Annotated in this window: 9 protein-coding genes; 1 reads left to right on the plus strand and 8 read right to left on the minus strand. The window is 38.8% G+C overall.

Annotation, left to right across the window (positions count from 1 at the left end; translation table 11 throughout):
• Positions 1-195: 195 nt before the first annotated feature.
• The 8 genes from GQ598_RS02010 to GQ598_RS02045 are packed head-to-tail and all read right to left on the minus strand — an operon-like array spanning position 196 to position 7869.
• A complete protein-coding gene (locus GQ598_RS02010; protein WP_160402124.1) occupies positions 196-3489 on the minus strand; it encodes a tape measure protein in 3294 nt (1097 codons plus the stop codon).
• Between the two features lie 11 nt (positions 3490-3500).
• Positions 3501-3827 (minus strand): hypothetical protein, encoded by a 327-nt coding sequence (locus GQ598_RS02015; RefSeq protein WP_160402125.1) that lies wholly within the window; start codon positions 3825-3827, stop codon positions 3501-3503.
• A 6-nt stretch (positions 3828-3833) separates the two neighbouring features.
• On the minus strand, positions 3834-6215 hold the full coding sequence (locus tag GQ598_RS02020; RefSeq protein ID WP_160402126.1) for a primase-helicase zinc-binding domain-containing protein: 2382 nt from the start codon (positions 6213-6215) through the stop codon (positions 3834-3836).
• Positions 6216-6225: 10 nt separating this feature from the next.
• Positions 6226-6600 carry a hypothetical protein gene (locus GQ598_RS02025; protein WP_160402127.1) on the minus strand — a complete coding sequence of 125 codons (375 nt, stop codon included), beginning with the start codon at positions 6598-6600 and terminating at the stop codon, positions 6226-6228.
• A 3-nt stretch (positions 6601-6603) separates the two neighbouring features.
• Positions 6604-6783: a hypothetical protein gene (locus GQ598_RS02030; RefSeq protein WP_160402128.1), complete on the minus strand. Its 180-nt coding sequence runs from the start codon at positions 6781-6783 to the stop codon at positions 6604-6606.
• A complete protein-coding gene (locus GQ598_RS02035) occupies positions 6770-6991 on the minus strand; it encodes a hypothetical protein (protein ID WP_160402129.1) in 222 nt (73 codons plus the stop codon). The genes GQ598_RS02030 and GQ598_RS02035 overlap by 14 nt, the downstream gene beginning before the upstream one ends.
• Positions 6984-7211 (minus strand): hypothetical protein, encoded by a 228-nt coding sequence (locus tag GQ598_RS02040; protein ID WP_160402130.1) that lies wholly within the window; start codon positions 7209-7211, stop codon positions 6984-6986. The genes GQ598_RS02035 and GQ598_RS02040 overlap by 8 nt, the downstream gene beginning before the upstream one ends.
• On the minus strand, positions 7204-7869 hold the full coding sequence (locus GQ598_RS02045; protein ID WP_370516514.1) for a host cell division inhibitor Icd-like protein: 666 nt from the start codon (positions 7867-7869) through the stop codon (positions 7204-7206). Before GQ598_RS02045 ends, GQ598_RS02040 begins: the two co-directional genes overlap by 8 nt.
• Positions 7870-7918: 49 nt before the next feature.
• On the opposite strand from GQ598_RS02045, the gene GQ598_RS02050 reads away from it, so the two are divergent.
• Positions 7919-8092, plus strand: a complete 174-nt coding sequence (locus GQ598_RS02050; RefSeq protein WP_160402132.1) for a YlcI/YnfO family protein — start codon at positions 7919-7921, stop codon at positions 8090-8092.
• The last annotated feature ends 383 nt before the right edge of the window (positions 8093-8475 follow it).

The raw sequence follows: 8475 nt of genomic DNA on the forward strand, positions 1-8475 counted from the left end.
AATTTTATCCATTTTTTCGAAAATAAACCTTTTTTCTAGCTATTAAATTAATCTATATTTTTCAATGGATTAAAAACGCGATTAAAAAAAAAGGGTTGTTTAGTTTAACTCCAAAAACGCCAGAAAAACTTTAATAAAATCAATATCTTTCCTGACTGGTTTTTGGGGTAAAAATATGAAAATTCATTTATAAAATCAACGACGATTTAGCAGCCCTCCTGGTCTTTGTTCTTTCATAATCTGCGCACGGATAGCTTGCTCAATGTTTTTAGCTAGCTGCTGTCCGTCTTGTTCAGACATGCCACCGTTTCCGTCTAGATGAATCGGTGTATTAAATGTCATGTTTATTACTGAACCGCCACCTTTACCATTAGATGTAATTTGGCGATTGCTTAATACTTGTCCATTTTCGCCCGGTATTAGATATTGCTTTCCGCCAGCAACTAGAATTTCAGGTTTTCCGCCCTCTCCAACCCTATACATTGAGTTAGCATCTACTGGACCGCCGTTTTTACGAGCACCAGCTATACCCAACGCTTTCATTGAGCCAATAGCTGTTGCATACGATGTTGCGCCTGTAGTTGCTGCCGCGCCCTGCGTTGCGATTGAAGCATACATAGCAGCAGGTTGATATGCTGCTGCTAATAACGTAGCTTCGGATACTTGAGCCGCCGTTGTTGCTGCTGATGTCGTTTTTGCTACAATTGCGTTCTTGACGTATTGCATACCCATCTGAACCAATGAACCGATAGCTTCGTTCAAAATCACATTAGCAAAGTTTTGCATTGCTTGTGTTGCTGTCATCGTACCTGACATCAGCCCCGATATCGTACTTGTTGCGCTACTTGCTAATCCCTCCAATGATGACGCTAAAAACTCGTTAGCATCACTTTGATTTCGCCATATCTCCCATTGTGCATTGATACGATTTTGTTCGTACTGATGATTAGCTGCTTCACGCAATGCTATTGCGTTTTCTTCTGTAATCCATTTTTGATTTTCGAATTCTTGGATTAAAGCAAGTTTTCTATCATTTTCATTTTTCAGGGCTTGGACAGGGTCAACTTGTGCTACAGCGTCGTCAATTTTAGATACAACAGCGTCAGACTTAATTTTAGCCATGTTGATTTGATGCTGTTTTTCTAGTTGTTCCAGCTTAGCGTTGTATTCAACTTGTTTAATTTCGCCAAGCTCGTGTAGTTTATCTAGCGATTCTTTCGATTTTTTGAATGAATCTTTTTCAATATCAATTGGGCTTTTTAATGAACCAAGCTCTTTATAAGCTTGCGATGCCTCGATTAGCTTTCTAAGTTCTTCAGTTTGTTTTGCTGTAACTTTGCTACCCATTTTTTGTGTGATAGCAAGTAATTCAGCTTCAACCGTCATACCCTTAGATTCGAGTTTAGCCACTTCTAGCTTGTCGCTAAGCTCTTTGACTTCTTCGGCGTATGATTTTGTTGTGCCTTTTTTATTGCTTGCTTTAATTTTATTGTTTTCCGCTGACAACGCTCTTAATTCTGCTATCAACGGCTGTAAAGCAACCGCTTGGTCATTTGTTAACTTAGTAAAGTTGGTTTGACCAAGTGCCAGCGCTACTAAGTCTTCCCTATACTCATTAGCTCTATCACCCAACGCCGAATAAAGCCCGTCCAAGACAAATGCCGCTTCACTATTTTCTTTGGCTTTCAACTTAGCAATTTCAAGCTCTTTGGATATGCTCGCAAGCTTTTTATCAATTTCTGATTTTGATGCGTCATCCCAGTTTTTTGCTAATTCCTTACCATTATTTACAAGCTTTGGTCCTATACGGGAAGCTAGTATGTCTTCAACTTCTGCTATTTGTTTTTGGGCTGCCAATATTCCGTCAAGAATTTCTTTTTCTTGTTCACGCTGTTTATTCCTAGTGACAAGAGCTTTATTTATTCGTTCTTCATTTGAGTAAATGCCTTTACCATCCAAGATATCTTGTGTTGAATTCATTTGGACGCGTAATAACTTCAACTGCTCTTGTGCATTTTTTATATCTTTGACAGCTTCATCTTTAATAACAACTAATTTTTCATCAGCGAAAGAATTAAGCTGTTCAGAAAGTGCTTTCACTTTTCCAGTTAAACCAACAGCTTCTTCTTTTGCATTTTTTGCCTTTTCATAGAAATGGTACAGCGACATAGCCGCCAACATAGCAGCGCCAGCAGGTCCACCTAACAAAGCCATAGCTGACCTTAGACCATTGGCAGCTAAAGAAGTTGTTTTTATTGCTGTGTTTAGCTGTGTTTGCGCTGCTGCATGTTTGTTTGTTGCTGTAGCTAACTGGGCTTCAACCGCGATAAGCTGTTTATTTAATGATGTTTGGGCGCGTAAGCTATTACAATGCGTTTGAGCTAGAATAATATTCTGCTTCTGAACTTCTAACGCTCTGATGTTCTCGCTAATTCGCTCTATTTCGGCTTGAATTAAAACTTTTTCAGCTTGTGCTTGTCGAATATTTGCAATTGTTTGTTCGGCGCTCTGTTTAGTCACGCTAGCTAGCGATGTGATATATTTACCCGCATAAATAGCCGCTAAAGCACCCACGCCCGTCATTAAAATATCAACATGCTGAGACATCAAAATAAGCGAATCAACTAAAACTTTTGTTGCGCCAGTTGAGTTATTAAGCTCACCAAAGTATTTTTTAAGATTATTGGTAACACGGTTAATACCATCGGTTACTGTGTTGCGCATATTATCAGCAAGCGCAGCAGTTTCTTCTTGTGCGGCTATCATAGCATCGGTAAATTCCGACATAGATAACTTGCCATCAGTTGCTAGCTGTCTTACATACTGTTCAGTTATTTTCTCTGCTTCTTTTGTTGATTTTGCATTCTTTTTGAGATAATTAGTTAACGTTCCTAATACGCTAGGCATTGCGTTAAAAACAGACATTGCTTCAATGCCTGCAAGTTTCCCTTTCATCTGCGCTTTGGTAAGAGCGTTGATAGCTGATTCCGCACCGATTGCGCTTGTTTTATTGATGGTCATCAAGTTAGATAGTGTATCAATATAAGATATTGTACTTTGTGTACTATAACCTAGCTCGCCCATTGAATTTGAAAGGCGAATATATAGCTCAGATGTTTCTTCAATTGTGCGACCATTTCGGTCTGATGTGGCTAAAAGCTGGTCTAAAATGTCTTTAGTTTGTGATGCTGTAGCCCCAGTGTTTTGTATACGGTCTTCTAGCTCGTTCCAGCTTTGAGCGTATGCAATCACGGTGCTAGAAACAAGGGCAGCAGATACAGCCTTAGCAATAGTAGTAAGCTTACCAAGTGCTCCTCCTGCGCTTTTTGCTGAGGATTCTAATTTATCTATGCCTTTTGATGCTTTCGCTCCACTATCACTTAATTCCTTAAGTTCTTTTTTGGCTTTGTCAGTTGCTTCTAGTAAGTCTTTTAGTTCTACGCTGCAAGTAATAGTAAAATCCTTATCTAGTGATGAGTATTTTGCCATATAATGACCTCCTAATGATAAACGCGCGTTGGGGTTTGTAGTAATGATTGTTCGGTATATATTTTTATAGCGCTATTCCCCCAGTCGGTTATATGCCAAGGTTTACTATAAAAATTAATCATATCTTCGATAAAATGAAATGGGTCAGATTTTCTACCGTTTTCTGTACAAAATAGCGCTAGTTCAACTAACCCCGACGATAAGTGTTCTTTTGTGATAGTTCCTGTATAAGTGTCGCCATCGTTAACAAAGGTAAATACGGTATTACCTTGTTTAGCTATCATTTCATTAACATAAGTTTCCGCTATAGCGTCAGCAAGTGATTTCAATGATTTCATTTTCTTTTATACTCCTTTAAGTTTTGGTTCTTCGGCTTTGGGTAGCCAATCTTGACTAGTATTGATATTAAGCTCTACGTTGGTCCTCATCCCTTTATTTGCTCTTTTACGCATGTAGTCTTTACCGTTTTCTTTCATTGCATAATTAAGCGATGTGCCAAATTGCGTTAGTGATAGCGGATTGTTTAAACCAGTATTGCGGATGTATTCAATATAAGCATGATATAAATATTTTCGGGGGTTAAAGGGCATTATTCCCATATTGCCAATAAACATACCATTGGGATAATCAAGCGCATCAAGATAACTACAAAAATCCACCAAGTGGTCGGATTCGCGTTTAATCGCCGTCGCTTCGTCTGATTGTTGTTGCTGGTGTAGTCTTTCTTTAGCTTCTGCTGGACTGGTAAACTCATTTAATAGCAACCTCACAATTGAGGGGAGCTCTTGCTCTATTTTGCTAACCAAGTTTAAATCTCGCTCTTTTTCAGGGATGACCTCGCCAAAGTGAAAGATAACCCTACGCCGTGATATACCGCCATTTCGTTCGTTAAATCTCATTGCCTCGTTATTGATAACCAAGACTACCGCAGGGATTTTACAAGAATAGGGTTGCTTGTGTTTTGGGTCTATTGCGACTTCATCACCGCCAGTAATTGCTTTTAATCCTGCTCCACTGCCCATATAACGCGGTTGGTCGGGTAATATGACTAATGAGTAACCCACGATTAAGGCTCTGTCTCTTGCCTTTTCTAATGCGTCCATAGTACCTATTACAGTATTGTTTTTACCTGATAACATCGTCGCAATTTCAGCAAAAACACTTTTACCGCTACCGCCTGCGCCTGTAACCTCTAAGAATAATTGCCAGTCATGACGATTAGCCAATATCATATATAGCGCAGCTAAGATATTTTTTGCCTTATCTTGATTGCCTGATGCTCTTTTTAGCCATTTAGCGAAGTTGGGCGCGTGAGTATCAAAAGATTCCTTTTCTTTGGCAGGGTAGTAATCAATATCATTACTGACTAATAGCCAATCTTGCTTATTGTGAGGTCTAAAGGTTTGGCTTTTTAGCTCATATACGCCATTTTTAAAGCAGATTAAATCTTTCTGAGGTGTTCCCATTATCGGCAGTGATAACCTGAGCGATTCAACCGCTGAGCTAATTCGCATAGGGTTAAAAGGTTCGCCTGATTGGGTGAATAAATCGGCTAGTGTTCGCATTAATAGTTTATCGCTTATAGGTTGCCATGCGTTATCTTGATAGTGATAGATTTCATCGGTAGTAAGATTAATCGCAAGGTTATTATCATAATATTGATTGAGCAGTTCAGCGCGTTGGCTTGATGCCATTTGCGATAGGTTCATACTTGATAACTCGTTTTGCATGTTAAGTTTTGTCACGGTGGGTAACTCTGGTTTTATGAGGTTTTTATTAAAATGAACCGAAGCGTTATCGCTTCCAAATTGTTGTCTATAATCGTCCCAATCACATTTATAATCTGTATCAGGAACGGAGTAATAACCATTTACCGCTTGGGCTGCCTCTATTGCTTTAGCTAAGCCCGTATTCGGGCTTTGGCCAATATCGTTATCACCTGCGATAATGATTTTAGCGGTAGGGTTTAACTCACGAATGTCTTTAGCTACATGAATAAGATTGCCTGCGTCAATGGCGGATATAACAATAGCCTGATGGCGGAATTCCGCTATCGATATCCCTGTGGCTAAACCCTCACAGATAATAATTTCATTATGTGTGAGCAAATTTGCGCACACCTCGGCAGGTCTGCTCAATATTGAGCGCACTAATATAAAAGCACTTTTTTTATTTGAGCCTTTCATTAAGTGCTTACTGCCGTCTGATTCGATAAACTGTGCGCCTGCGTATTCATTATGAAGATTCAGCATGGGCACAAAAATGCGCCCGTTATCTAACAAGGGTAAATCAAAGGTTAACCCTTTCTTGGTCAGGTATTGAGATTGCCCTAATGTTGCTTTAGATAGCAAATACTCGACCTTTTTACATACAGGATTATCTGGTATGTTATCGTTATGTAATTGTTTTGAATCTATGTTATTAAATGCGATATTTTCCCGTATTTGGTCATTCTGATTAGACAGATTTAAACACTCCGCTACTTTATTTGATGCTTCTTTAGCGTCATAGTGATAATAGTTCTTGATAAGCTCTAAGCCGTCACCACTACCGCATTGGTTACAGATGTAAGTACCTCTACCATTTTGGTTATCAAATCTAAATCTATCCTTACCCCCACAAACAGGGCAAGGGCAATGCTTGCCATTACCCACCTCAATACCTAATGATTGAAAGACATAATCCCATTTACTTACAGCTTGGGCTGTAATTTCATTGATTTTCATTACATCCCCCTTAATGAATTACCGCGTTAGATTCAGCTTTGATATCTTCGGCCAAATCAATAAATAACGTTGCAAGCATTTCTTGCCCGAATTGCGTTAGTGCCATAGGTTTATCGTCACTTTCGGCGTACATCTTTTTTAATAGCCCATAGGTGCGGTTTAACCCCTCACTTTCGCCAAAGTCTTCAATCAAACATTCTTCAAGACTAACTTTTAATCCTAAAACAATTAAATCTTTATCAATATCAATCTTGATACCCTCATGAATAAACACCTTGGCATCATTTTTATTGATTTGCTCAATTAAAAATAAGCCTGCGATAATCACCATGGTAGAATCAACGATACTATGGTGAATTGCTGTTACTTCTTGCTGATTATTCATGATTTACCCCTTAATTTGTTCCATGTATCGCCTAACTTCGGGCGGTAGTCGTTTAGTAACATCAGCGAGCAGGCTAGGGATTTCATCCTTGCCAAAAGAAAGTAGTGCTACATATTTGCCATTTTTAAGCCTTAATGCGGTAATAGTGCTGTCACCGTTATGGACAAAATCAAACTCTTTCATTCTTTGTCTCCTTGCGCTCGGTTTCGCTTCTAAATAGCTTTTTAGAATCGTTAATCAAGTCTGATACAGCATTAAGGGCATAGGCGCGTAACTCATCATTAATTGGTATATCAGAATCGCAATCCACCATTAAAAGCGTGGCGATAGCGTTGGCTTGTCCTAGTTTTGTATTGATAGTATTTATTGCGTCCAGTGAGATATTAGCCATTATTCTTATCCTCCGTTAACCCATACTCTTGTAACTCATCAAAAGCTTGCTCTACCAAATCAACAATAACCCACAGTAAATTACTCATATCGGCTTGCTCAATAAAAGGCTCGTCATATCCTGCATACTTGTGATTAGTGTTGTCTAAGGCGATTTTAGCCATGCTCCGAACTTGAATAAGTTTAGATTCAACATTACAAATTAACTGATCGTTATTCATGGCTATAACCTCCAAAGCTTCTAGTGTCTTCAATAACTGGATATAAGCGAATTCTGGCAATAAAGATAAGGGATGATTTGCCTAGGCTCTTGCGTGCTTGGCGTTCGGTTGTTGCCGTTGTTTGGACTACTTGAGCCGTTGATAGGTCATAAAATTTATATAGTTTTTGAGTGGATATAATAGGGGTAGGGATAGTAGTCATAGTGACAGCCTCCAAGTAATGATTTACATAATCACCGCTAGAGGTTCCAATCTCGTTGGCGGTGACGTTAGCAGGGTTGGAACTACTGGTTACTTGGTGACCCAGCCATCCTTTCGGATGCCCCACTAACGCCACCATAGAAGAAATATTGATAAATAGGTGTGCGCAAGCATTGACACAAAAAAAGACGCTTTGGGCGTCATGTGTCGCCAAGTAACTGTTCAGGGTTCCAATCCTGACCTTAGATTTTGCTAAGGCGCTATCAATATAGCCCGAATGATTGAGATTGTGCAAGTGTTTTTTACTTGATTTAGATGGTTTGGATTGTCTTGCGCATAGGTGTGCGCTATCATAGCGGTTAGCCATAATCATTACCTCTGTTAATGTTATTGTGGTTAGATGCCTCGATAGTGTTACAGCACTTCGGGGCATTGCTTTTTTAAGATAATTTCCCATATAATGGTAACTACCTTTTAAGTTTAATTTATCATAATGGTAACTACCAATGCAAGAGAAAAAAGATAAAAAGTCTTTTGAGCGTTCTAATAGCACAACTAAACATATTCGCTTTGAAGATGATTTACTGGCACAGATTGATTTATCGGCAGGCAAAGGCAACTTTAGCGCATGGGTTAAGGATGCTTGTCGCGAAAAACTAGCTAAATTAGATAGGAAATAATCTGTTAACTTAATACCACTGATTGGTGGTATTTGTTTTCCCATTCTCCTTTTTATGGACTCAAGAAACCTACTTTTAAAAAAACACCCCATGCAATGATTAGTACGCATTAAAAAAACGGTTTTCACTGCGTACTTAGTGCGTACTTTTACACTTGTTTCCTTTTTGCTTTCCACTGTAATAGGCTTTTTTGACTGGAAACTAGAATTATTGCCAACCAAGAAGAATGATTTCACCTTTTGGATGGCGTTAATCCCGTCAAAATAGCAATTTAAGCGATTATTTAGGGCTTGGGTATATGAACTGCCCCCCAAAAGTTGGATTGTTTAAATCTACTTTTGGGAACAAAATTATGGCAAAAAAATATACATTCGATTTTAAAA

Source organism: Gilliamella sp. Pas-s95, from assembly GCF_009795795.1.
Taxonomy (GTDB): Bacteria; Pseudomonadota; Gammaproteobacteria; order Enterobacterales; family Orbaceae; genus Gilliamella; species Gilliamella bombicola.

What these genes read in the sequence shown, in the direction of transcription:
- GQ598_RS02045 (WP_370516514.1), bottom strand. Translation starts at nt 7,869, where the DNA reads ATGGGAAATTATCTTAAAAAAGCAATGCCCCGAAGTGCTGTAACACTA.
- GQ598_RS02015 (WP_160402125.1), bottom strand. Translation starts at nt 3,827, where the DNA reads ATGAAATCATTGAAATCACTTGCTGACGCTATAGCGGAAACTTATGTT.
- GQ598_RS02025 (WP_160402127.1), bottom strand. Translation starts at nt 6,600, where the DNA reads ATGAATAATCAGCAAGAAGTAACAGCAATTCACCATAGTATCGTTGAT.
- GQ598_RS02020 (WP_160402126.1), bottom strand. Translation starts at nt 6,215, where the DNA reads ATGAAAATCAATGAAATTACAGCCCAAGCTGTAAGTAAATGGGATTAT.
- GQ598_RS02035 (WP_160402129.1), bottom strand. Translation starts at nt 6,991, where the DNA reads ATGGCTAATATCTCACTGGACGCAATAAATACTATCAATACAAAACTA.
- GQ598_RS02030 (WP_160402128.1), bottom strand. Translation starts at nt 6,783, where the DNA reads ATGAAAGAGTTTGATTTTGTCCATAACGGTGACAGCACTATTACCGCA.
- GQ598_RS02010 (WP_160402124.1), bottom strand. Translation starts at nt 3,489, where the DNA reads ATGGCAAAATACTCATCACTAGATAAGGATTTTACTATTACTTGCAGC.
- GQ598_RS02040 (WP_160402130.1), bottom strand. Translation starts at nt 7,211, where the DNA reads ATGAATAACGATCAGTTAATTTGTAATGTTGAATCTAAACTTATTCAA.
- GQ598_RS02050 (WP_160402132.1), top strand. Translation starts at nt 7,919, where the DNA reads ATGCAAGAGAAAAAAGATAAAAAGTCTTTTGAGCGTTCTAATAGCACA.